The sequence below is a fragment of the Pseudomonas fuscovaginae SE-1 genome, from assembly GCF_000364705.1.
Classification (GTDB): Bacteria; Pseudomonadota; Gammaproteobacteria; order Pseudomonadales; family Pseudomonadaceae; genus Aquipseudomonas; species Aquipseudomonas fuscovaginae_A.
This window is the reverse complement of sequence record NZ_AQOH01000211.1, coordinates 16,059-37,547: the sequence shown is the minus strand read 5'-3', so window position 1 is coordinate 37,547 and position 21,489 is coordinate 16,059. Positions and strand designations below refer to the sequence as shown.

Here is a 21,489-nt window from a genome sequence, read left to right as displayed (position 1 = left end):
GGGGAACCTCCATGGAATGCAAATACGTCAGCGACCAACGACAGGAGACGATTGCGGGGTCTGGGCCTTGCGGGCTTCCAGTTGCACGATTTGGTTGAGCAGCGCCGGTATGTCCAGGATCAGGGCCACCGCGCCGCTGCCCAGGATGGTCGAGCCGCTGATGCCACGCAGTGCGCCGAAAAGCTTGCCCAGGGGTTTGATCACGATCTGGAACTCGCCGAGCAGTTCGTCCACCACCAGGCCGGCCTTGTGTTCGGCATAGCGCACTACCACCACGTTCTGCCGCCTGGCGGCGGGACCTTCGTGCCGGAAGTGATCGCGCAGGTCCACCAGCGGCAGCACCTCGCCGCGCAGCCCCAGATACCCGCGGTCACGACTGGACTGGCGCTGGTGTTCGTCCAGCTCGATGCATTCCTGGACCATGTCCAGCGGAATCACGTAAGTCGCGTGGTCGATGCCCACCAGGAAGCCATTGATGATCGCCAGGGTCAGCGGCAGGCGAATGCGCACCACGGTGCCCTGGCCGGGACGGCTGTCCAGGTCGACCGTGCCGCGCAACAGCGAGATATTGCGCTTGACCACGTCCATGCCCACGCCACGCCCGGACAGATTGGTCACCGCCTCGGCCGTGGAGAAACCGGCTTCGAAGATCAGGTTGTAGATTTCCTGGTCGGTGAGCACCGCGCCACTGGCGACCAGCCCGCGTTCCTGGGCCTTGGCCAGGATGCGCTCGCGGTTCAGGCCGGCGCCGTCGTCGGCGATCTCGATGACGATGCTTCCCGAATCGTGATAGGCATTGAGGCTCAGGTGGCCCTTGCCCGGCTTGCCGGCGGCACGCCGGGCCTCGGCACTTTCGATGCCATGGTCCATGGCATTGCGCAGCAGGTGCATGAGCGGATCGCCGATCTTCTCCACCACCGTCTTGTCCAGCTCGGTTTCCGCGCCATTGATGATCAGCTCGATGTCCTTGCCCAGCTCCTGGCTGACATCGCGCACCACACGCCGGAAGCGATTGAACGTGTCGCCGATCGGGATCATGCGCAGGTGCAGCGCGCCATCGAGGATCTCCTCCACCAACCCGGACACGCTCGACGTGGCCTCCTGCAGGGAGTCGTTGTCGCAGGAGCGGGCCAGCAGGCTCGCGCCGGCGCTGGCGATCACCAGCTCGCCGACCAGGCTGATCAACTCGTCGAGCTTGTCGGCATTGACCCGCACATAGTTGCCATCCCGGGGTTTGGCTTCGCTGGTCGACGGCAACCGCTGCGCGGCGGCCATCGCGGCCGGTGGCTCCGGCAGCGTCACCAGGTCGGTGCTCTGGCCCGCGTCGCTGCCTGGGGCGGATTCGACCGCGCTGATGTGCACTTCGCACTCGTCACGCACGAAGTCGAAGACTTCATTGAGGGTGGCATGGCTGGCGCTCGAACGCAGGTCGATTTCGAAACCCAGGTAACAGCTTTCCGGATCCCAGCTTTCCAGGGCCGGGAGGCTATCGGTCAGGGTGGTCACCTGGACCATCTGTCCCAGGGTTTCGAGGTAGCGCAGGAACGACAGCGGGTCCATGCCATTGCGGAACACGTCCACGCCAAAGCGCAGGGAGAGGTGCCACAACACCTCGTCCCAGGTGTCCGGATCGGCCTCGGCAGCGGCGGCTTCAACGCCGTCGCCGGCCTCGGCAGGCGCCTGGTAGACACTGAGCGCCGCCCGCAAGGCCGCCTCCCTCTCCAGCGCGGCCGGCCCGAGCGCTTCGCCACGATTGGCGACCACTTCGATCAGTTCGAGCATATGGTCGCCGCACTTGAGCAACACCGCGATCAGTGCGGCGTCCACCGCCACGCTGTCATCGCGCAGACGGTCGAGCACATCCTCGACGATATGGGTAAAGCTGACGATAGGCGTCAGGCCGAACAGTCCGGCAGAGCCCTTGATGGTGTGCGCAGCGCGGAAAATCGCGCCGATCGCGTCCTGGTCGCCGGGCTCGTTTTCCAGTTGCAGCAGGGATTGCTCCATGGCCTGCAACAGTTCCCGCGCCTCCACAATGAAGGTCTGCTGTGCCTGATCGAGATTGATGCTCACCTGGGACGTTCCTTGTCGATCAATAAACGGTCGCGGCGCCGGCTACAGGGCGCCGCTGCGACAGAGTTGAAGCGTTTGCGTGACCGTCTGGCTCTTGCCGGTCAGGCTCAGTGCCGTGCCGGCCAGGCCTGCTTCACGCTCTATCACCGCCAGCAACTGCAGCCCGGCGCCGTCCATCTCGGTCACCTGCGACAGGTCCAGTTCCAGACGTGGCGCCACTCCCATCTGCGGCAACAGCGCGGCCGCCAGCTCGGCGACGGTGTAGATCGTCAGCTCGCCGTCAATGCCGACACGGAGCGTGTCGTCGACAGTTTCACGGGTGACGGACATGGCAATCTCCTGGTGTCCGGGTATCAGGGCAGGATCAGTTTGGAAACCGCCGCCAGCATCTGGGCCGGCTGGAACGGCTTGACCACCCAGGCCTTGGCCCCTGCGGCCTGGCCTTCGGCCTTCTTCGACTCCTGCGACTCCGTGGTCAGCATGATGATAGGCGTGAACTTGTAGTTGGCCAGTTTCTTCACCTCCTTGACGAAGGTGATGCCGTCCATGTTCGGCATGTTCACGTCGCTGATGATCAGGTGCACCTTCTGCCCGGTGAGCTTGCTCAGCGCGTCCTTGCCATCGCTCGCCTCGATCACGTCGTAACCGGCCCCCTTCAGGGCAATGCCGACCACCTGCCGCACACTGCTGGAATCGTCGACCACTAATACATTCTTCGCCATGATGATGGGCTCCTAGAAAAAGGTGATGTCTTGTGAAGTCTGGTGGGTGGCGACCGCGCCATGGTGGGTGCGCCGCTGCTCGTCGGTGGCGTAGGTCGACTCCATGCGCGCCAGCCATTGCCGGACATCGATGCTCTCGGCACGGTCCGGCGACTCGCTGACCTGCAACAGGTGGTCGTGCAAGGCGTTGATGTTGTCGCGCACGTGACTGAGTATCTGGCTGACCCGGTCCTGGAACTGCAGGTTGACCAGCACATCGGTCAACTCGTCGCGAATCCCGTAGCTTTCCTGCTTGAGCAGGTCGGCGGAGTCGGCCAGCCGCCCGGTGATGTTCTGGAAGCGCTCGAGTACGAGTTGAATGCTCTGCTCGGACTCGCCGACCGAATGGCTGTCCTGGTCGGCACTGCTGGATGCGGCCTCCACCAGTTGGGTGATGGCGTTATTGATGATGTCGACCTTGGCCGACATCTGCTGGCCGGTTTCGCTCGACTTGCTCGACAGATTGCGCACCGCATCGGCCACCACGGCAAAGCCGCGGCCGGCTTCACCGGCACGGGCCGCTTCGATGGCGGCGTTCAGGGCCAACAGGTTGGTTTGCGCGGCAATCGCCGCGACGTCGGCGGCCATGGTGCGCAACTCGCCGGTGTAGGCCGTGAGCCCGCGCACCTGGCCGAGCATCTGGTCACGGCTGGTCTGGGTGGCCTTGAGCGAGTCGATCACCTGGCTCAGTTCGCTGTCGCTGCGTGCCAGGACCTTGAGCGCGCCGTCCGCCGCCTGCCCATCCAGTTCGCCGGCAGCCTGCTGCGAAGCCTGCACCGTTTCCTCCAGGCGTGTGGCGATGCCACTGAAACGATTGACCAGGCTGACAATGGCTTCTTCGGTCTGCTGGCGCGAGCTTTCCACCTGCTTGGCCCAGATCGGCATGGCACCGAGCAACACCTCATCGAGCCGCGCCCGCGAGGCCAGAAGGTCTAGCTCGGCTTGGGTGCCGCCCTGCTCAGCCAGGCCCGGGGCACTGGAACGACGCATCACCTCGCGCAAAGAGCCGGCACTCCAGGCACAGGCCCCGAACCCGATCAGCACCAGCACCGCGCAAGCCGCCAGGTTGGCCGGGGACGTCGATTGCAGCAGTATCCAGCTGACGGCAGGTACCACCGGAATGAACGCGAACCAGCGAAAACGCGGATGACCCGAAACGGAACCAAGGCTGGACTGAGGTGGAGTCATGAGTTCGATCCTTGAATATCACTGCCGATGTAGACAACATAGGAGTTATCTGTGAGATATGCCTCAACTTTAGATTGTTCCCTCTACCTTCCGTCCGGTTTATGACCGATAGATGGCACGGTCGGCTGAACCCGGATACGGAATCGCGCTTTGCGACCGCGACGGCCAAGGGCAGGAAAACGGCGCCCATGGGGTCGTCGCGGCATCGGCCAGCCGACCGAGCGAATGTCCTGTCAGGGCATCCAGCATGGACAGAATGCCAGTAACCGGCTCGACTCAGGCTGTAGTAGCGTTATCCGGTCAACCATCATCAGGTGAGGGATCGAAAGATGGCCATGGCACTCATGGGTGACTCGGACGAGTGGAATCTGAGTTACGAATTCGACGCGACCGTACCGGTCTCCGGCATCTATCTCTGTACCGGCTGCGGCAAGGAGCTGACCGCCCGCAAGGGTGACCACTTCCCTCCCCGGAACCAGCACCGGCACTCGGACCAGAAAGTTGGCGTGCACTGGCGCCTGGTGGTCAAGACGGCGGTGAACTAGCCAGGTACCTGTGTCCATAATTCCAGACCTTAAGATATGACCGGTCAACCGGCGAAGTCGACCGAAAATCCAGCAGATCGCGAAGCGTTCGAGGATTGGAGGCGGACTATGACCCTCCGGGGCTGAACACCTGATAAGACCCATCAACTCCCGCCTACGCGAACGGGTCGACGTGTTTCCCCACGGCAGTTGGCTCATTGAAAATAAATCTTTCCCCGTTTCGAGCCGGCCGTTGTCGAGGCTTGCGTCAGGGAATCGGGAGCGCCGCAATGAACGGCGATCCACGGGCCGCGCCAGGCAGCGAGGGCGGCAGCCTTATCAACGATGAGCCCGTGCCGCTGGATCAGCCGGGGCCGTCACTCGCGGCGGCGAGCAGCGGTACCAACACATCGCTGATGGGCGTCGGAACGCCTCGGGCCCGGCCGCGACGCGCGATGATACCGTTGCGGATATCCCATTCGAGTGGCCGACCGGCTTCACGATCGGTGAGGATGGAAGTGCTCATGTCGGCGGGGGAGGCCTGGAACTGCTCGAGAATTTCCTGTGGCACCTCATCGCCCAGTTCGGCCCCTTCGGCGCGAGCCACGGCAAGGCACTCGCGCAGATAGTCCAGGGCAAGCCTGGCAATGTCGGACCGGGCGAACATGCCCAGCCGACGATGCGTGAGTGCCATGAGTCCGGCCGCCGCGTTCTGCATCAGCTTGCGCCAGGCCAGAGATTTGAAGTCCGAGGCCAGGTCCACCGCGCACCGGGTGCCTTGCAGCGCCCGTGCCACCACGCCGGAAGCCGGTGCGTCAGGCAGGCTGATGCGCACGTCGCCGCGCAAGCGGACCGAACCGTCGGATTGCGCCTGGGCAGGGAACCACACGACAGCGGGAACGACGCATGCCTGTGAGCAATGCGGCATGACGCTCTCCAACTGCTCGACCCCATTCTGCAGAACACACACGACGGTTTGCGGACCGCTCAATGCCGCAAGCCATTGTGCAGCCGCCGCCGTTTGAGTCGTCTTGACGGCAAGAAAGACCAGGTCGACCGTTCGCTGCATCGGTGCCGGATCCGTCCGGACCGGACCGGGCACGACGATAAGCCGATCGCCATCGTGCAGCGTCAGGCTGTCGTGGGGCGTGCGGCCACACAGCAACGGTGTGCGACCCACTTCATGCAGCGTAGCGGCGATCGTGGTACCGATCGCACCGGGCCCCAGGACAGCGACGCTTGTTTGACCTGTTGCATTCATTGAATACGGACTCCTTCGAGTTCGAAGCCGGGCAGCGGCTCATGCGCTGATTGTGCGGTCAACCGTAAAACTGTAACCTATTACCTATGAATGAACATAATGGTAATTACATTACAGTCGACACCGAACGATTGGGGCAATTGATCGGAAGCATTCAGGCGCGCAGTGGCGGTCTCGCCGCCAGCGAGGCGAAGGTCGTCGCGGTGCTGCTCGCCGACCCTTTGTTCGTCGGTGCAAGCACGACTGCACAGGTTGCCGCCCGTGCTGGCGTATCGCCGCCGAGCGTGATTCGCGCGGTACGGGCGATCGGGTTCGGCGGGTTCACCGAACTCAAGATAGAGATCGCCCGTGCCCGCGGCACCACCAGGTTCTTCGCCCCGCCCGAGGCACTCGCCGCGGACGCGACATCGGCCGCCGTGCTGGAAACGTCCATCCGCGCCGGCACCGATGCCCTGACCGCACTCGCCGGAGCCATCGAACCCGCGGCGCTCGACAAGGCCGTCAATATGCTCCTGTCTGGGCGCCAGGTGATAGCATTCGGAGCCGGCCCCTCTTCCACGGTCGCCGCCGACGCCTTTTTCCGCCTGCGCGCAGTCGGCATCACCACCATCAGCATCCCGGACCACCTGTCGGCGATGATCGCCACGCGCCTCCTGGGCCCGGGAGATGTCGTCATCGTCGTCAGTTCGACCGGACGCACCTCATCCACGCTCGCTATCGCCGATGCGGCGGCCTCTGCCGGGGCCTCGCTCATCGCCATCACCAACCAGTACGGCACGCCCCTGGCGACCCTCGCGGATATCGCGCTGGTGGTCGGCGGTGCGCCACTGCCGGCGCAGATGGCCGCCGCAGGAAGCAGGCTGGCCCAACTCGTGGTCATTGACGCATTGGTCGCGGGCATTGCCCTGCGCGATCCCGAGCGGAGCCGTCGGGCAGAGCGGGCAGGCATCGACCTGCCCGATATCGACTGATGAGTCCCGGTAATGTCGGACTCGTCCTCATGGCTGCGGCCGCTCATGCGCTGTGGAACATCGCCTCCAAATACAAGCGCGAAGACACCTATCTATTCGTCTGGGCCTATACCTGCGCCTCGGCGCTGCTCTGCGTGCCGATTGGGATTGCGCTCATGGTCAAGGGCGAGCAGGCGCCCGACTGGCGACTCGTGGTCGGTTCCGCCGTCTCGGCGGCATTGCACATCGCCTACTCCCTTATCCTGCAGGCCGGTTACGCGCGCGCAGAGTTGGGGGTGGTCTATTCTGTCGCCCGCGGCACAGGGCCCATGCTGACGATGCTGTTCGCGGTTCTCCTGCTGGGGGAACGGCTCACCGCAGTGGCGATGTTCGGAGCGCTGCTCATCGTCGCGGGCATACTCGTCGTTGTCGGCAACCTCTTCAGACGCGCAGGCAACTCTCCGCTACCGGGAGTGCTCTGGGGCGCAGCGACAGGTGCCACCATTGCCTGCTACACCCTCTGGGACAGCTATTCGGTCACCTCGTGGCACCTGGCGCCGCTGAGCTATTACGCCGGCACACTGCTGCTGCAAAGCCTGCTGCTGACCCCCATCGCGCTGCGCCGCCGGCAGCGGATCCCTGCCGTCCTGCGTGCCGACGCGGTGCCGATCCTCATCGTCGCCATACTCTCACCGCTGGCCTACGTCCTCGTTCTCACGGCCATGCTGAGCGCGCCGGTGGCCCTTGTCGCGCCTTTGCGCGAGTCATCCATTGTCATCGGCTCTTTCCTCGCGTACTGGCTCTTTCGTGAGGGCCACCTCGCGCGCCGCGTCACCGGGGCAGCGATCGTGCTGGCCGGGATCGTGGCGATCAGCCTTTGATGCAAGCCCGACGATGCCTTGCCCACATCTGCACCCCGGTCTGTATCAGCGCCAGCAACTCATGAGCGACGGAATGCACGACCGACGGTGATCATGATCGAGCAGATCATCATCACGCCAGCCAGCATGAAGGTCAGGCGCATTCCTGAGGCGATCGCCGAAGCGCTGGCTTGAGCGAACGCTTGCGTTCCGACACCGAACGAAAAGACAGTCCCCATCACGGATGCCCCCGCGATCAGGCCGACATTGCGCGACAGGCTGAGCAGCCCCGACACGGTGCCGTGCCGATCCTTGGGCACGTCTGCCAATGTGGTGGTGTTGTTGGCCGCCTGAAAAAGCTGGTAGCCCGGCGTCAGGATGATAAGGGAGATCAGGTAGCCCGCAACGCCGATCATGTCCGGCAAAAATGTGAGCATGAAAGCCCCCGCGGCCAACAGGATCAATCCCACCACCCGTGCCCGGCCATTGCCCCACGCATCAACGAGACGTCCCGACGGAACCCCGCTGAAGATCGAGATCACGGGGCCGATGGCCATGACGAAGCCGACCTGAGCCGCTTTCAGACCCAGACCGAAGCCCAGATAAAAAGGCCCCACCACCAGCGTCGTCATCATCACGGCGGCCACCAAACCATTGACCAGCAGGTTAGGCATCAGGCGCCAGCCCAACACCGACCACACGCTTGCAGAAGGGGTAGCGCCCCTGCCGGTGCCGCCCGGCAGCGTCACGGCAGCCAGAGTCAAGGCGATACCCGCCAGCGGAAATTGGACCCAGAAGATACCGCGCCATCCGGCGACCTCGATCAAGAGCCCGCCGAATGAGGGGCCGAGGGCCGTGCCGAGCGCCGAGACGGTACCGAGCAGGCCCATGGCACGCCCCATGCGCGCCTCACTGGCCGTCTGGCGCATCAACGCCATGGCGAGCGTCATCAGGAAGGCGGCGCCGATCCCCTGGAGCGCCCTCGCGCCGATCAGCAGCCACAGGTTGGGCGCGACACCGCACAGTACCGAGGCAATGCCGAATACCGTCAACCCCACCATGAGCATCGGTTTAAGCCCGTGGCGGTCTCCCAGCCGACCGGCGATCACCACGGAGATTGTCAGGGTCGCCAGATAGGCGACGACCACCGACTGCACCTGGGCAAAGGGTGCCGAAAACACTTCGGCCAACGTGGGCAGAGCGATGTTGGCGATACTGGTGCCGAGCGAGGTCAGCAGCATCGACAAGGCCAGTGTGAACGTGATGCCCGTTTGTGTTCGGGTCGGTGGGAGCGATTGCGCCAGCTTCATCCGCTTGTCCTCTTTCCAGAATTTCAGATTGGGCGTAGCTTGCAACTTCAAGTCGACTTGAGGTCAAGCATGAAACTTCTGGATATTGGAGAGGTGTCGGCCAAGAGCGGGGTCAAGCCCTCGGCACTACGCTATTACGAAGAAACCGGGCTGATCGCGTCCATCGCACGGCATGGACTGCGCAGGCAGTTTTCACCCGAGGTGCTGTTGCAACTCAAGCTGATTTCGATGGGCAAATCCGCGGGCTTCTCGCTGGAAGAGATTGCCGGCATGTTCGGCAAGGATCGCCTGCCGGCTCTCTCGCGTCCGCTGCTCCATCACAAGGCGGACGCGATCGACCGCCAGATCCGCGAACTGACGGCACTGCGCGACACCCTCCGCCACGTTGCCGACTGCCCGGCTCCGTCGCACCTGGAATGCCCCACGTTCCGGCGACTGATAGAGATGAGCGGCAAGCGCGATATCAAGCATGCGAAGAAGAAAGAGGTCGCCCGAAGCTTGGCACGGGCCTGATGGTCACCGACTCCGTGCGTGCCTGCCCGACCGGCCAGCGCCCGCATCCGACCAGCCGACGTAGCGGCACATCGGGGCAGCCGCGCTGTGCCGCTCAGGCCTGGACACGCCATTTTTTGTTCCACGATCGCCCTTCTCCACCTGAAAAGCACTCCCTTCCAATCCAGTTTCCTGGCAGCGAAATCTGCGCCGATTTGCAACCGTGTCCTCACCACTGCGTGAGGACACCTGCATGCTTGTTTGCACCACCCGGCCATTGGCCGGTATTTTAACCATCGCCCTCCCACTGACGGCGGTCACCCTTGGCGGGTGTATCGCCTCAGGGCCCGATGCCCCAGTCTCCCCGTCGCCACCAGCACAAGCGGCGCGGTCAGCACCAGCGCTATCGTCCCACGACCCAGTCCGCCGATTACAACCTGGCCTCTCGCCCGCACTTCGGGTCGGGCGGTACACCCTGGCCAATACGTCCCCTCGCGCCGATCAACTGGACCTGCTGAACCAGGTGATCGATATCCGCATCCCCGATCAGGTGAATCCCACCGTCCATGACGCGATGAACTACGTCCTTCGCCGGTCGGGGTATCAGTTGTGTGCGGGAATTGGCTCTGGAACAGACGGTGTGCAAGGGCTGTACGCGCACCCGCTGCCCGCCGCGCACTATCGTCTGGGGCCCATCAGTATCCGTAATGCCCTCCTGGCATTGGCGGGCCCCGCCTGGCAGATGGAGGTCGACGAACGTGCCCGGCGTGTCTGCTTTGCGGCGCACAGTGACGACAGGGTGCGTTTGCCGACGGTGGCGGCGCCCACCTCGGTGAATGCGGTCACATTCCCGGTGCCTTCGCCAGCAGGAGATCGGCCATGAGGCGCCCCTCTCGGCAGACGATGATTCTGGGGGCCGCCGCGGTGCTGTGGGTGGGCTGTTCGGCATTCTTCGTCGGCAGACTCTCGACGCTCGATGCGCTGGTGAGGTCGCAGCCCTCGGCCGTTCAGGTGCAGGCTCTGCAGGCGCAATTGCAAACCGTTGAAACCGAACTGGAACGCGTGCGGCCATTGAACGATGTCCTTAAAGAAGATTTCCAACGCACCGAGCAATCAATCCTCAAGCGGCTGACCGTACTCGAAACCACTGCCGATACCGTCGAGAGCCTCACCTCAGGCCTTGCCGCCATAGCCACCCAAGTGAAACACACCGAAGCCGCCATGCTGGTGCTCAAGGCCACTCTGGAGAAATGTTCCTCCGGCTGCTCGCTGGCCTCAGATTCTGCGGCTGTATCGGGTGCCTCCGCTGCCCCTGCACCCCGCGCCAAAGCCCAACCCCAAAAGCCCGCCCCACGCAAACCGACTCGCCCCCCCTTCACCCTCGTCGGCCTTGAGTCACGTGCAAGCGAGCTATTTCTGGCAGTGGCCCCGACTGGCCAATACCTGCTCAAGGACGTGCATTTGCTACGCCCCGGCATGCAGTTCCAGGGCTGGAGCCTGAGCGCGCTGGATGTCGCACAGGCCCGCTGGGTAAGACCGGACGGTACTGTCACTTCAACATCGGCGCCTTGAGGATGCCTCCATGAGCCCCCATTCGTTCTGGTTACTCTTGAGCAGTGCTGCCCTGCTGCTACCCGCGGCAGTGCACGCCGAACCGACTTTCCGCGCCACGGTCGAACACGCCTCCCGGCAGGACAGCCAGATGCCCCCACTCGACCAACAGCGAGCCGCTGACTGGGGGTTGCAGCAGGAGGAATGGCAGCGCTATCGCCGACTGATGGAAGGGCCGCTGGGGGTCTACTCTCCCAACCTGGACCCCTTGACCGCGCTGGGCATCGAAGCGCGAGACGCGGCCGAGCAGGAGCGCTACGCGCAGAAGCAGGTGCAAGCCGAGTATGCCCGCCTGCGGAAACTGATGGATTACCAACGCGCCTACGATCAGGCGTACAAGCGCTTGTACGCCGATCGGTTGCCGGTGAACCTGATCGGCGCCCAGCCCGCGCCCCTGGCCTCAGCGGTGCGAAGCCCCCATCGACTGAACGTGTTCGTGACCACCGGATGCAAAGACTGCCCGGCCAAGATCAGGCAGCTCCAGGGCGAGGGCCAGCCCTTCGATCTCTTCCTGATCGACGCCCAGGGCAGCGACAGCCTGATTCGTGAATGGGCCAGCAAGGCAGGCATCGATCCGGAGAAGGTCCGACATCGGCAGATCACCCTCAATCACGACGCTGGGCACTGGGCCCGCCTGGGTGACAAAGGAACCTTCCCGGCCGTCATGCGCTCGGTCAACGGCCAGTGGAGAAGGCAATGACCCTGAGCCACACGCCTGGCCGCCGGCATCATCTGTATTTGCGCGCGCTACTGATTGCAGGTGGCCTGCTTTCCCTGCCCGCCGCCGCGTCATCGCTACCCCTGGCCTATCAGTGGGCCACGCAGGGCACGCCGGTACCTCCCCAGGTGCTCTATGCACTGGCCCAGCAGGAAAGCGGTGCCTGGCTACGCGGCCGACTGGTCCCCTGGCCCTGGACCCTGAATGTCGCAGGCCAGGGCCAACGCTTTGCCGATCGGCAGTCAGCGTGTACGGCCCTGCTGCTGGCCATCAGCGACGTGGGCGCCAAACGGGTGGATGCTGGCCTGGGTCAGATCAACCTGGGCTGGAACGGTCAGTACTTCACCCACCCCTGCCAGGCGCTGGATCCCTATCGCAACCTGAGGGTCGCCACGACGCTGCTGCTGACCCACAAACACGCCGATATCGGCTGGGAAACCACCGCCGGTCGTTATCACCGCCCTGCCGGTGGCGAACCCGCCGAACGTTATCGCCAGACCTTTGCTCGCCACCTGGCGCGTCTCTCCCCGGAAACGTCTCAAGGAACGACCAGCCCATGAAATCCCTCTCGTTGTCGAGTGCAGCCGCGCTGTTCCTCTGCCACGCGGCCATGGCTGAACTCACGGTTGTGCAGGATCTGGGAGGCACCTCCGCGCTGGCGTATTACCGCTCGCTCAACTTACCCCTCAAGGACGCGCCGACCGGCGCCATAAGCGTTGCGCCCAGGCGGGTAAAACCCTACAGCGAGGCGGACATGCTGCCGGTCAGGTCCCCTTCCATGAGCCCGGGACGCGTCGCTCCAAGGGCACACAGCCTTCCTGGACTGCAAACGATTTTCCTGGTGGGCGATGACCCGTTGTCGCGACAGTGGCTGCGAGAACGCGTCGAAGTACTGCGCGACCTCAAGGCCATGGGCCTGGTGATCAATGTACAACGCCCACAGGCACTGACCGAGTTGCGCCAGTTGGGTGAAGGGTTGCAAATGGCCCCGGTCGCCGCCGATGACCTGGCCCATCGACTGGCGATCACGCATTACCCGGTGCTGGTGACCGCCACCGGCTTGGAGCAGTGACCATGGCTGGCTTCAGCACTCAGCAGCAGGGGCCGACCCTGAGGTGACGCTCAACCGAGGGCACGCCAGTCATGACGAGCACCACGCAAACAGCCAGAGACCAGCCACCACGGCGTGAAAAAGGGCTCATAGGCAAAGTCCTGGGACTGCCCTTTGCCCTGCTCGGCCTCTTGCTGACGGCGTTGTTCTTCAGCGTGCTGAGCGAATGGATCGGTCTGTTTTTCTTCTGGCCGGAAGAAGGTTGGCACCACTCACGCGACATGCTCAACAGCGAGCTGGACTGGGTCTCGGTGTCCTTCACCCAAAGCCTGCTGCTCGATCGACCGGCGCACACTCTTCAATGGGTCGTCGCCCAGGCCTATGAGTGGGGTTTTGAGAAAACCGGACTGATCGGCTGGATCAAGCACGCGACAGAACTGGCCCAATCGAGCAACCACTCGACCAGCGCCCCGCAACACTACCTGGGCAGGGCCTACGAACAGGTCGAGGACTATGGCCTGGCAGCGGTCTATGCCGTGCTGACGTTGCTGGTGCGGGTAACGATCCTGGTGCTGACACTCCCTCTGGTGCTGACCGCCGTGCTCATCGGCGCAGGGGATGGTCTGGTGCGCAGGGATCTACGGCGTTTCGGTGCCGGGCGGGAGTCGGGGTTCATTTACCACCGGGCCAGGCAGTTGATCCTGCCCGTGGCGGTAGCGCCCTGGATTATCTACCCAGCCCTGCCGATCACGGTGAATCCGATGCTGGTGATACTGCCGGGGGCCCTGGCCTTGGGGCTGGTGGTGAGCATTACCGTGGGCAGTTTCAAGAAATACCTGTAATGAGCCTCGTGGCATCCTTCAGATCAGGGAGTCGCATGCTCATTTTCATAGAAAGCCGATCGTAGGCGGGCAGCACGCAAAAATGGAAAACTGAGCGGTCCAATCCAGTTTTCCTGCTGTCACTCCCCTGCTCCTACGGCACGCTCGTCGAACATTCTTCGAGCGGAACGCCCCGATGCCTGCTGCCTTTCCCCCCCGACGATACCTCGTGCTACCCCTGGCCTTTGGCCTCAACGCGTCCTTGGCACAGGCCGAGACCACGGCCCAGGAGCGTGCGCGCCTGAGCACACTGCTGCGTCAGCTCGACACGATATCCCGCCAGGTCAACACCCACGCGGCGCTGCCCATCGATGAACAGGCACGCTTTCACTTTGACTATCAACGCCTGGCCGGCGACCTGGAGCTGATTCACCAAGGCATCGAGCGCTATCTCACGCCCTTGCGCGCCCAGCCCCGGGCGCTGCCGGAATTGACCGGTCACTACACCCGGTCCACCGAGGCCGTGCAATGAGCATGACGGCCCAGCAGCTTACGGCCTTTCAAACCATGGGCGGTTTCACCCCTGCTCAGTCCACCACCCTGCTCACCGGACTGGTCCTGACCATCGCCCTGGTGTTTGCCGCCTGGGCCATTGGCAGCGCTTACCGCGGCTGGGCCCGTGGGCAGCTACCTCAGGGCAGGTTGGCGGAGATCTCGATCAAGGTCGCCCTGATCTACCTGCTCCTCACCCTGCTTCTGCTCAAGTGATTTTCCCCACCACCTGTTGTGCCATGGAGGCATCCGATGAACATCCTCTCCCAATTCAAGTCACGCTTTAACGCCTTCACTCGCCCGGTCATCAGTCTGGGCCTGTTCACCAGCCAGGTGCTCCGGCCCTCACGCAGCCACGCAGCGCTGCCACAACTGGAGGCGCCCAGCCGTCCGGGCACCGGCATCATCCAGACCCTGCAGAACTATGCATTTGACATCGTCGCGCTGATCGCGCTGCTCATCGCGGCCGCTTCATTCTGCGGTGTGGCCTACCACGCCTACACCACCTACTCCGAGGTACAGAACGGCAAGAAGACCTGGGGCCAGTTCGGTCTCACCTGCGGCGTGGGCGCCGCGCTGCTGGTGATCAGTATCTGGCTGCTGACCAAGGGCGCGGGGGTGCTGTAAGGAGAAACCGCCATGACCCACGACGCCGACCACTATCTGCCCGACGGAACCATTCGGTTTCTGCCCTCTCGCCTCAACCACCAGCCGGTCATTGTGCTGGGGCTCACCGCTGACGAAATGTGGCTCACCGTGATTGCCACCGCCTGCGCGGGCGCTTGCCTGGGCACCGCTGCCGCCATCGGTTTGCAGAGCATCGCCCTGGTCCCCACGGGGATCGTGCTGAGCATTGCCACCGGCCTGCTGGCCGGCGGCAAGCTGCTGCGCGTGCACAAACGCGGCAAGCCGCAGACCTGGCTGTACCGCCATCTGCAATGGCGTCTGACAATCGCCTGGCCAGCGTTGGCTTCCAGGGCCGGCGCAGCCAGCCTGGTGACGCGCTCGGGGCTCTGGAGCACCCGTCGGAGCCCTGGGTCATGAGCCGCTTCAAGAATGAGGTGAGCCGACTGCACGCCCATGTCACGTCCCTGCGGATCGGCTGCGCGGTGTTGCTGGGCACCACGCTGCTGGCGGGACTGGGCTGGTGGGATGCCCCGCGCAACATGACCATCAACCTCCCGCCTGATCTGCGTTCAGGCAGCACCCGAAAATGGTGGGAGGTGCCGCCGGAGTCGGTCTACACCTTCGGGCTGTACATCTTCCAGCAGCTCAATCGCTGGCCGGTGGATGGGGAGAAGGACTATCCCTCGGCCATTCATCGACTGTCCCCCTACCTGACACCCCACTGCAAATTCCAGCTGGAACAGGATGCCGAGAAACGTCAACTCGCCGGCGAACTGCGCAACCGGACTCGCGGGGTATTCGAACTGCCGGACCGTAACTACGGCCGCTCTCCCGAGCTGCGAGTCCAGATACAGGGGCGCGACCAATGGCTGCTGAACCTGGACCTTGCCACCGAGGAGTTCTTTGGTTCGGAACGGATCAAGCAGACCTTCGTGCGCTATCCCATCAAAGTCGTACGCCGCGATGTGGACCCGCAGTCGAATCCTTTCGGCCTGGCCATAGACTGCTTTGACAGCGCTCCCAAGCGCCTTGACTCGGGCTCGTCAGACGCCGCCGCGAGCCAGCAGGAAGGAGACGATTGATGTCGCGATCACTGTGCCTGCCTGCACTCTGGCTGGCCTGCCACACCGCGCAGGCCGTGGAGCTGATGACCTGGGACCGACTTCCCCTGAACGTACCGCTGCAGGTCGGCCAGGAACGGGTGCTGTTCATCGACCAGAACGTTCGGGTCGGCGTGCCCCGGGCCCTGGGCGACAAACTGCGTATCCAGAGCACCGGCGGTACGCTGTACTTGCGCGCCCATGCCGCGATCGAGCCCACCCGCCTGCAATTGCAGGATGTGCAGAGCGGCGAAATCATCCTGATCGATATTGCCGCCAGCGACGCCTCGGACGCGACCGCCCTTGAACCTGTCCGAATCGTCAAGGCTGCGCCCAAACCCAAGCGGTACGCCGAGGCGGGAACACCGCACACGAACACCCCCTCGCCGCCTCCTGCACCGCAGCGGGAAACACCCCTACCGGTCGTCCTGACCCGCTACGCCGCCCAGAATCTCTACGCACCGCTGCGCACGCTGGAAGCCCTGCCCGGCGTGGTCTCGCTGCAGGTACCGCGCCCTCCCGATCTGTCCGGCCTCCTGCCCGGCCAGCCACTGGCGGTCCAACTGCTGGGCGCCTGGCAACTGGACGATCACATCGTCAGCGCCGTGCGCCTGCAAAACCGCTCCGCGACCACCCTGCACCTCGACCCGCGGCACCTGCAGGGCGACTTCATCAGCGCGGCCTTTCAGCACCCGTATCTGGGGCCCGCCCACCGACCCAGCGACACCACGGTGGCGTACCTGGTCACACGCGGACGCAACCTGGTGCAATCGCTGCTGCCCGGCGTCAAGGCGTACGACACACCTCCTCACGCCGACGTTGTAGAGGAGCGTCCTCATGAAAAGTAATGCCCTGCTCAAGTGGCTGTTCCTGCCCCTGGTTGCGCTGGTGCTTTTGGGGCTGATCAAGGCCTGCAGCGACCCTCGAAGCGCATCTGGCCGATCCGATCCCGGCGATTACCGCCTGACGCCGGAAGAAATGAAGCAGTTGGGCCTCGATGGCGATACCCCCCATGACACCGTGGCCACCCTGGTCGCGCAGACCAAGGCCATGCGCGAGGAACTCAGGGCCCTACTCTCGGAAAACAAGGACCAGAAAGAGGAAAACGCCCGCCTGCGACTTCGCGAAAACGATGTCGAGCAACGTATCCAGAAGGCCCTGAGCAGCGAACGGGAGCGAACGCAGAACGACGGCCGGCAGGATCTGAGCCCGCAGCAGAGACAAAGCCTGCTGGATGACCTCAGGCAGAAGCTCTCGACCGAGTTTATCGGCCAGCCGAATACAGACTTGCCCGTCGGCCTGGGTCTTGAGCCGGGCGACGGTGCGCAGTTCTCCGCAGATGAACACGACCTGGTCTGGACCGAGCCTCAGGACGCGACCGCCGTCGACGCCAGCGGCAAGCCCGTCCCCAGCGGCTCTGGCCAGTCGACCCAAGGCCTGAGCTTTCCCAACGCCTTCAGCGGCGCCCCTCCAGGTCAACGTCCACTCAAGGACACTCCCGACACAGACGGGCGTGCTCGCCAGACCGGCGAACGGCAGCAGCCCGTCAGGTCGGTCTACACCCTGCCGGAAAACAGCACCCTCACCGGTTCCATCGCCATGACGGCACTCATCGGGCGAGTCCCCGTGGACGGCGTGGTCAACGACCCCTATCCGTTCAAGGTGCTGATCGGTCCGGATAACCTCATCGCCAATGGTATCGACCTGCCGGATGTGGCCGGCGCGGTGCTCAGCGGTACCGCCGCGGGTGACTGGACCCTGTCCTGCGTGCGCGGCCAGATCGTGAGTCTGACCTTCGTGTTCAACGATGGGCGCGTCCGCACCCTCCCCGCTGCCCAGAAGCTGACCGGCCGCCAGGGCAACAGCGCCAGTGGCAGTAGCGCTTCGGGCACGATCCAGGGCGGTATCGGCTGGCTCAGCGACCCCTATGGTGTGCCGTGCATTGCCGGTGAACGGCGCTCCAATGCCCAGCAGTACCTGGGCACCAAGAGCCTGATCACCGCTGCCGGCGCGGGCGTGACCAAGCTGCTTGAAGCCGACCAGCCTGAGGTCAGCAACGTGATCACACCAGGCGGCAGTTCTGTCCAGGCCGGCCCCTCGGCGCTCAACAGCATCCTCTCGGGGGGCGTGAAAGACATCGGTGACTGGGTCAACAAGCTCTATGGCCAAGCCTTTGCCGCGGTCTACGTGCAACCCGGCGCCCTGGTGGCCGTGCACCTGGATCGGCAGTTGGAGATCGATTACGAACCCGAAGGCCGCCTGGTGCGGTACAGCGCAGGACAATCCCATGTCAGTACCCTCGATTAAAGCTTTGCCCGGACTGCTGCTGAGCACGCTGCTGGTCAGTGGCTGCACCACCGACAAGGAACAGATGCTGCCCCACGGCCCGCATACCATGGTCGATATCTGGGACGGCCGGTCCGCAGAAACTGGTCAGAGGGCCGTGCCCCACCGTCTTGAACAGGCGCGCTTGTCGCTGCGCCGCCCCCTCGATGACAACACCGACCAGCCGGCCTACACCCGAACGGCCCAGAACGAGACTCACAGCCAGTTCAAGCGCCTGCCCAATCCGGACCTGGTCATGTACGTCTTCCCCCATCTGGCCGGTACGGACCCGGTCCCCGTGCCCGGCTACAGCACGGTATTTCCCTTTTACCAGCGGGTGCAGTACGCCCTGCCGGGCGAACGCACGGAGGATTACTGATGCGCTTGAGAAAAAATGCCCTCCCAGCGCCAAGCCAGAGCGCCAGCAACCCCTTGAGAAAACCTGCCACCGTGAACGATGAACAGGCCCTCTACCATCCGCTACCCAGCTTCGTGGACCTGCTGCCCTGGGTCGAATACCTCCCTGAAACCCAGTGCCTGCTGCTGGAGGACGGCGAGTCGGTGGCGGCTTTCTTCGAACTGACCTCCATCGGGACCGAGGGGCGCGAGGCCAGTTGGCTGCGCACGGTGCGTGATGCCCTGGAAAACGCCCTGCAAGACAGCTTCGATGAACTCGAGGAGCAGCCATGGGTGCTGCAGCTTTACGCCCAGGATGAAACCGACTGGTCCGGCTACCTGCAAACCCTGAGCGACTACGTTCAGCCTCGCGCCCGGGGCAGCACCTTCACCGACAGCTACCTGAAGATGTTCGGCCAGCACCTGGAAGCGCTTTCGCAGCCCGGCGGGCTGTTCGAAGACACCGTGGTCACGCAACTGCCCTGGCGCGGCCAGAGTCGCAAGGTCCGCCTGGTGGTGTACCGGCGCAGCAAGGACAACCCCGCACAGCGCGGCCAGAACAGCGAACAGGCCCTGAACAACCGTTGTGAACGTCTGGTCGGTGGCCTGGGCAACGCCGGCGTCAAAGCCCGACGCCTGAGCGGCCGGCAGATTCACCAGTGGCTGCTGCGCTGGTTCAACCCCAAACCGGGCCTGCTGGGCGACACCCCGGAAGATCGCAAACGCTTCTACCAGCAGGCCGACTATCCACCTGAGGACGGTGAAGAGGAACTGCCCCTGGCCAGCGGTACCGATTTTGCCCAACGTCTGTTCCTCGAACAGCCTCGCTCGGATGCCAACCTCGGGCTCTGGTACTTCGATGACATGCCACACCGGGTGGTGATGCTCGACCGCCTGCGCAATGCACCGCTGACTGGGCACCTGACCGGCGAGACGTCCAAGGGCGGTGATGCGATCAACACCCTCTTCGACCAGATGCCCGAAGACACGGTGCTGTGCATCACGCTGGTGATCACCCCCCAAGACACGCTTGAGGGTCACCTGAACCTGTTGGCCAAGAAATCCGTCGGCGACACCCTGGCCTCCGAGCAGGCCCGGGACGACGTGCATTTGGCCCGCGCGCACCTGGGCAGCGCCCACAAGCTGTACCGCGGGTCGGTGGCGTTCTACCTGCGCGGCCAGGACATCGAGGCGTTGGACAAGCGCACCCTGCAGCTCCACAACGTGATGCTCAACGCGGGCCTGCAGCCAGTGCGTGATGAGCATGAGGTGGCGCCGCTCAACAGCTACCTGCGCTGGCTGCCCTGTGTGTTCAATCCGGGGATGCGGCATAGCCAATGGTACACCCAGCTGATGTTCGCCCAGCATGTGGCCAATCTCGCGCCGGTCTGGGGGCGCAGCGAAGGCACCGGGCACCCGGGCTTCACCTTCTTCAACCGCGGTGGCGGGCTGTTGACCTTCGATCCCTTCAACCGCCTCGACCGGCAGATGAACGCCCACCTGTTTCTGTTCGGGCCCACCGGTGCCGGCAAATCGGCCACCCTCAACAACCTGCTCAACCAGGTCACGGCCCTATACCGGCCCCGGCTGTTTATCGCCGAGGCCGGCAACAGCTTCGGGCTGTTCGCCGATTTCGCCCGTAGCCGGGGTCTGACGGTCAATCGTGTCAAGCTGGCGCCAGGGTCAGGCGTGAGCCTGGCCCCCTTTGCCGACGCCTACCGCCTGGTCAATGCGCCTACCCGGGCCGACCTGCCGGAGACCGACGAGCTGGAGAGCTCCGAGGAGACCCAGGAGGATGAGCGCGATGTTCTGGGTGAGCTGGAAATCACGGCGCGCCTGATGATCACCGGTGGCGAGGAGAAGGAAGAACAGCGTCTGACCCGTGCCGATCGCAGCTTGATACGCCAGAGCATCATCAACGCGGCCGGCACCTGTACGGCCCGGAGCAGAACCGTGCTGACCCAGGATGTGCGCGACGCCCTGCGCGCCATGGGCCAGGACCTGGAGATGCCTGAATCACGCCGCCTGCGACTGCTGGAAATGGCCGATGCCATGGACATGTTCTGCCAGGGTGCCGACGGCGACCTGTTCAACCGCGACGGCACGCCCTGGCCGGAAGCCGACATCACCCTGGTGGACCTGGGCACTTACGCCCGCGAGGGCTACAACGCTCAGTTGTCGATCGCCTACATCTCGCTGATCAACACGGTGAACAACATCGCCGAGCGCGACCAGATGCTCGGCCGGCCGATCATCAACGTCACCGACGAAGGCCATATCATCACCAGGAATCCGCTGCTGTCGCCCTACGTGGTGAAGATCACCAAGATGTGGCGCAAGCTCGGCGCCTGGTTCTGGCTCGCGACCCAGAACGTCGACGACCTGCCCAAGGCCGCCGAGCCGATGCTGAACATGATCGAATGGTGGATCTGCCTGAACATGCCACCGGACGAGGTGAACAAGATTGCGCGGTTCAGGTCCCTGACCGATGCGCAGAAAACCTTGATGCTGTCGGCCAGGAAGGAGTCGGGGAAATTCACCGAAGGGGTGATCCTGTCCAAATCGATGGAGGTGCTGTTTCGCGCGGTGCCGCCGAGCCTCTATCTGACCATGGCCATGACCGAACCGGAAGAGAAAGCCGAGCGCTTCGAGCTGATGAAAACCCAGGGGCTCAGCGAGCTGGAAGCGGCCATGGCCGTGGCGCGCCGCATAGACAAGGCCCGCGGGATTTCCAATACCACGATACTCAAGGGTAACGCCTGACTGCACGCACGACGGGTCGTTCTTACAGCTTGATTGGGGTCTTTTAGGTCCGCCTGCCGGTCTTCTCGATCATTTCATCTATCGCCACCGCCAGCAGCCCCGACAC

At 63.9% G+C, this 21,489-nt stretch carries 25 protein-coding genes; 19 read left to right on the top strand and 6 right to left on the bottom strand.

Annotation, left to right across the window (positions count from 1 at the left end; genetic code table 11):
• Positions 1 to 27: 27 nt before the first annotated feature.
• The 4 genes from K675_RS0119100 to K675_RS34215 are packed head-to-tail and all read right to left on the bottom strand — an operon-like array spanning position 28 to position 3,473.
• A complete protein-coding gene (locus K675_RS0119100; RefSeq protein ID WP_017905091.1) occupies positions 28 to 2,073 on the bottom strand; it encodes a chemotaxis protein CheA in 2,046 nt (681 codons plus the stop codon).
• 42 nt (positions 2,074 to 2,115) lie between these two features.
• Positions 2,116 to 2,403, bottom strand: a complete 288-nt coding sequence (locus K675_RS0119095) for an STAS domain-containing protein (protein WP_017905090.1) — start codon at positions 2,401 to 2,403, stop codon at positions 2,116 to 2,118.
• Positions 2,404 to 2,426: 23 nt separating this feature from the next.
• Positions 2,427 to 2,795, bottom strand: a complete 369-nt coding sequence (locus K675_RS0119090; RefSeq protein ID WP_017905089.1) for a response regulator — start codon at positions 2,793 to 2,795, stop codon at positions 2,427 to 2,429.
• A gap of 12 nt (positions 2,796 to 2,807) precedes the next feature.
• Positions 2,808 to 3,473 carry a methyl-accepting chemotaxis protein gene (locus K675_RS34215; protein WP_420066345.1) on the bottom strand — a complete coding sequence of 222 codons (666 nt, stop codon included), beginning with the start codon at positions 3,471 to 3,473 and terminating at the stop codon, positions 2,808 to 2,810.
• A gap of 878 nt (positions 3,474 to 4,351) precedes the next feature.
• Here K675_RS34215 and K675_RS0119080 point away from each other — a divergent pair.
• Positions 4,352 to 4,567, top strand: a complete 216-nt coding sequence (locus K675_RS0119080) for a hypothetical protein (RefSeq protein ID WP_017905087.1) — start codon at positions 4,352 to 4,354, stop codon at positions 4,565 to 4,567.
• A gap of 343 nt (positions 4,568 to 4,910) precedes the next feature.
• Here the strand turns inward: K675_RS0119080 and K675_RS0119075 are convergent, their stop codons facing one another.
• Positions 4,911 to 5,807 (bottom strand): oxidoreductase, encoded by an 897-nt coding sequence (locus K675_RS0119075; RefSeq protein ID WP_020481070.1) that lies wholly within the window; start codon positions 5,805 to 5,807, stop codon positions 4,911 to 4,913.
• An 86-nt stretch (positions 5,808 to 5,893) separates the two neighbouring features.
• Here K675_RS0119075 and K675_RS0119070 point away from each other — a divergent pair, with 86 nt between their 5' ends.
• Positions 5,894 to 6,778 (top strand): MurR/RpiR family transcriptional regulator, encoded by an 885-nt coding sequence (locus K675_RS0119070; RefSeq protein WP_026145343.1) that lies wholly within the window; start codon positions 5,894 to 5,896, stop codon positions 6,776 to 6,778.
• Positions 6,779 to 6,807: 29 nt separating this feature from the next.
• Positions 6,808 to 7,638, top strand: a complete 831-nt coding sequence (locus tag K675_RS0119065) for a DMT family transporter (RefSeq protein WP_232434450.1) — start codon at positions 6,808 to 6,810, stop codon at positions 7,636 to 7,638.
• Positions 7,639 to 7,697: 59 nt separating this feature from the next.
• Here the strand turns inward: K675_RS0119065 and K675_RS0119060 are convergent, their stop codons facing one another.
• On the bottom strand, positions 7,698 to 8,978 hold the full coding sequence (locus K675_RS0119060; protein WP_332308414.1) for an MFS transporter: 1,281 nt from the start codon (positions 8,976 to 8,978) through the stop codon (positions 7,698 to 7,700).
• 18 nt (positions 8,979 to 8,996) lie between these two features.
• Between K675_RS0119060 and K675_RS0119055 the strand changes: the two genes are divergently transcribed.
• The 16 genes from K675_RS0119055 to K675_RS0118980 all read left to right on the top strand — a co-directional run bounded on the left by K675_RS0119055 (position 8,997) and on the right by K675_RS0118980 (position 21,383).
• Positions 8,997 to 9,440 carry a helix-turn-helix domain-containing protein gene (locus K675_RS0119055; protein ID WP_017905082.1) on the top strand — a complete coding sequence of 148 codons (444 nt, stop codon included), beginning with the start codon at positions 8,997 to 8,999 and terminating at the stop codon, positions 9,438 to 9,440.
• Between the two features lie 232 nt (positions 9,441 to 9,672).
• On the top strand, positions 9,673 to 10,302 hold the full coding sequence (locus K675_RS32420; protein ID WP_080635371.1) for a PilL N-terminal domain-containing protein: 630 nt from the start codon (positions 9,673 to 9,675) through the stop codon (positions 10,300 to 10,302).
• The gene (locus K675_RS0119045; protein WP_017905080.1) at positions 10,299 to 10,991 is read left to right on the top strand and encodes a hypothetical protein; all 693 of its coding nucleotides are present in this window, start codon (positions 10,299 to 10,301) and stop codon (positions 10,989 to 10,991) included. Before K675_RS32420 ends, K675_RS0119045 begins: the two co-directional genes overlap by 4 nt.
• A 10-nt stretch (positions 10,992 to 11,001) precedes the next feature.
• Positions 11,002 to 11,730: a TIGR03759 family integrating conjugative element protein gene (locus K675_RS0119040; RefSeq protein ID WP_017905079.1), complete on the top strand. Its 729-nt coding sequence runs from the start codon at positions 11,002 to 11,004 to the stop codon at positions 11,728 to 11,730.
• On the top strand, positions 11,727 to 12,308 hold the full coding sequence (locus K675_RS0119035; RefSeq protein ID WP_017905078.1) for a hypothetical protein: 582 nt from the start codon (positions 11,727 to 11,729) through the stop codon (positions 12,306 to 12,308). Before K675_RS0119040 ends, K675_RS0119035 begins: the two co-directional genes overlap by 4 nt.
• Entirely contained in the window at positions 12,305 to 12,820 is a 516-nt protein-coding gene (locus K675_RS0119030) for an integrating conjugative element protein (RefSeq protein ID WP_026145342.1), read from the top strand. The genes K675_RS0119035 and K675_RS0119030 overlap by 4 nt, the downstream gene beginning before the upstream one ends.
• A gap of 71 nt (positions 12,821 to 12,891) precedes the next feature.
• Positions 12,892 to 13,641 carry a TIGR03747 family integrating conjugative element membrane protein gene (locus K675_RS0119025; protein ID WP_026145341.1) on the top strand — a complete coding sequence of 250 codons (750 nt, stop codon included), beginning with the start codon at positions 12,892 to 12,894 and terminating at the stop codon, positions 13,639 to 13,641.
• A gap of 175 nt (positions 13,642 to 13,816) precedes the next feature.
• Positions 13,817 to 14,152 (top strand): RAQPRD family integrative conjugative element protein, encoded by a 336-nt coding sequence (locus tag K675_RS0119020; RefSeq protein WP_080635370.1) that lies wholly within the window; start codon positions 13,817 to 13,819, stop codon positions 14,150 to 14,152.
• Positions 14,149 to 14,388 (top strand): TIGR03758 family integrating conjugative element protein, encoded by a 240-nt coding sequence (locus tag K675_RS0119015; protein WP_017905074.1) that lies wholly within the window; start codon positions 14,149 to 14,151, stop codon positions 14,386 to 14,388. Before K675_RS0119020 ends, K675_RS0119015 begins: the two co-directional genes overlap by 4 nt.
• Before the next feature lie 36 nt (positions 14,389 to 14,424).
• Complete coding sequence (locus K675_RS0119010; protein WP_017905073.1) at positions 14,425 to 14,799, top strand: TIGR03745 family integrating conjugative element membrane protein; 375 nt, start codon at positions 14,425 to 14,427, stop codon at positions 14,797 to 14,799.
• A 12-nt stretch (positions 14,800 to 14,811) separates the two neighbouring features.
• On the top strand, positions 14,812 to 15,216 hold the full coding sequence (locus K675_RS0119005) for a TIGR03750 family conjugal transfer protein (RefSeq protein WP_017905072.1): 405 nt from the start codon (positions 14,812 to 14,814) through the stop codon (positions 15,214 to 15,216).
• Entirely contained in the window at positions 15,213 to 15,881 is a 669-nt protein-coding gene (locus K675_RS0119000; protein WP_017905071.1) for a PFL_4703 family integrating conjugative element protein, read from the top strand. Before K675_RS0119005 ends, K675_RS0119000 begins: the two co-directional genes overlap by 4 nt.
• Positions 15,881 to 16,747: a TIGR03749 family integrating conjugative element protein gene (locus tag K675_RS0118995; protein ID WP_017905070.1), complete on the top strand. Its 867-nt coding sequence runs from the start codon at positions 15,881 to 15,883 to the stop codon at positions 16,745 to 16,747. The genes K675_RS0119000 and K675_RS0118995 overlap by 1 nt, the downstream gene beginning before the upstream one ends.
• Complete coding sequence (locus tag K675_RS0118990) at positions 16,737 to 18,206, top strand: TIGR03752 family integrating conjugative element protein (protein ID WP_017905069.1); 1,470 nt, start codon at positions 16,737 to 16,739, stop codon at positions 18,204 to 18,206. The genes K675_RS0118995 and K675_RS0118990 overlap by 11 nt, the downstream gene beginning before the upstream one ends.
• Positions 18,187 to 18,603, top strand: coding sequence for a TIGR03751 family conjugal transfer lipoprotein (locus tag K675_RS0118985; protein WP_026145339.1), 417 nt, complete (start codon positions 18,187 to 18,189; stop codon positions 18,601 to 18,603). Before K675_RS0118990 ends, K675_RS0118985 begins: the two co-directional genes overlap by 20 nt.
• The gene (locus tag K675_RS0118980) at positions 18,603 to 21,383 is read left to right on the top strand and encodes a conjugative transfer ATPase (RefSeq protein WP_085986961.1); all 2,781 of its coding nucleotides are present in this window, start codon (positions 18,603 to 18,605) and stop codon (positions 21,381 to 21,383) included. Before K675_RS0118985 ends, K675_RS0118980 begins: the two co-directional genes overlap by 1 nt.
• Positions 21,384 to 21,489 lie beyond the last annotated feature (106 nt).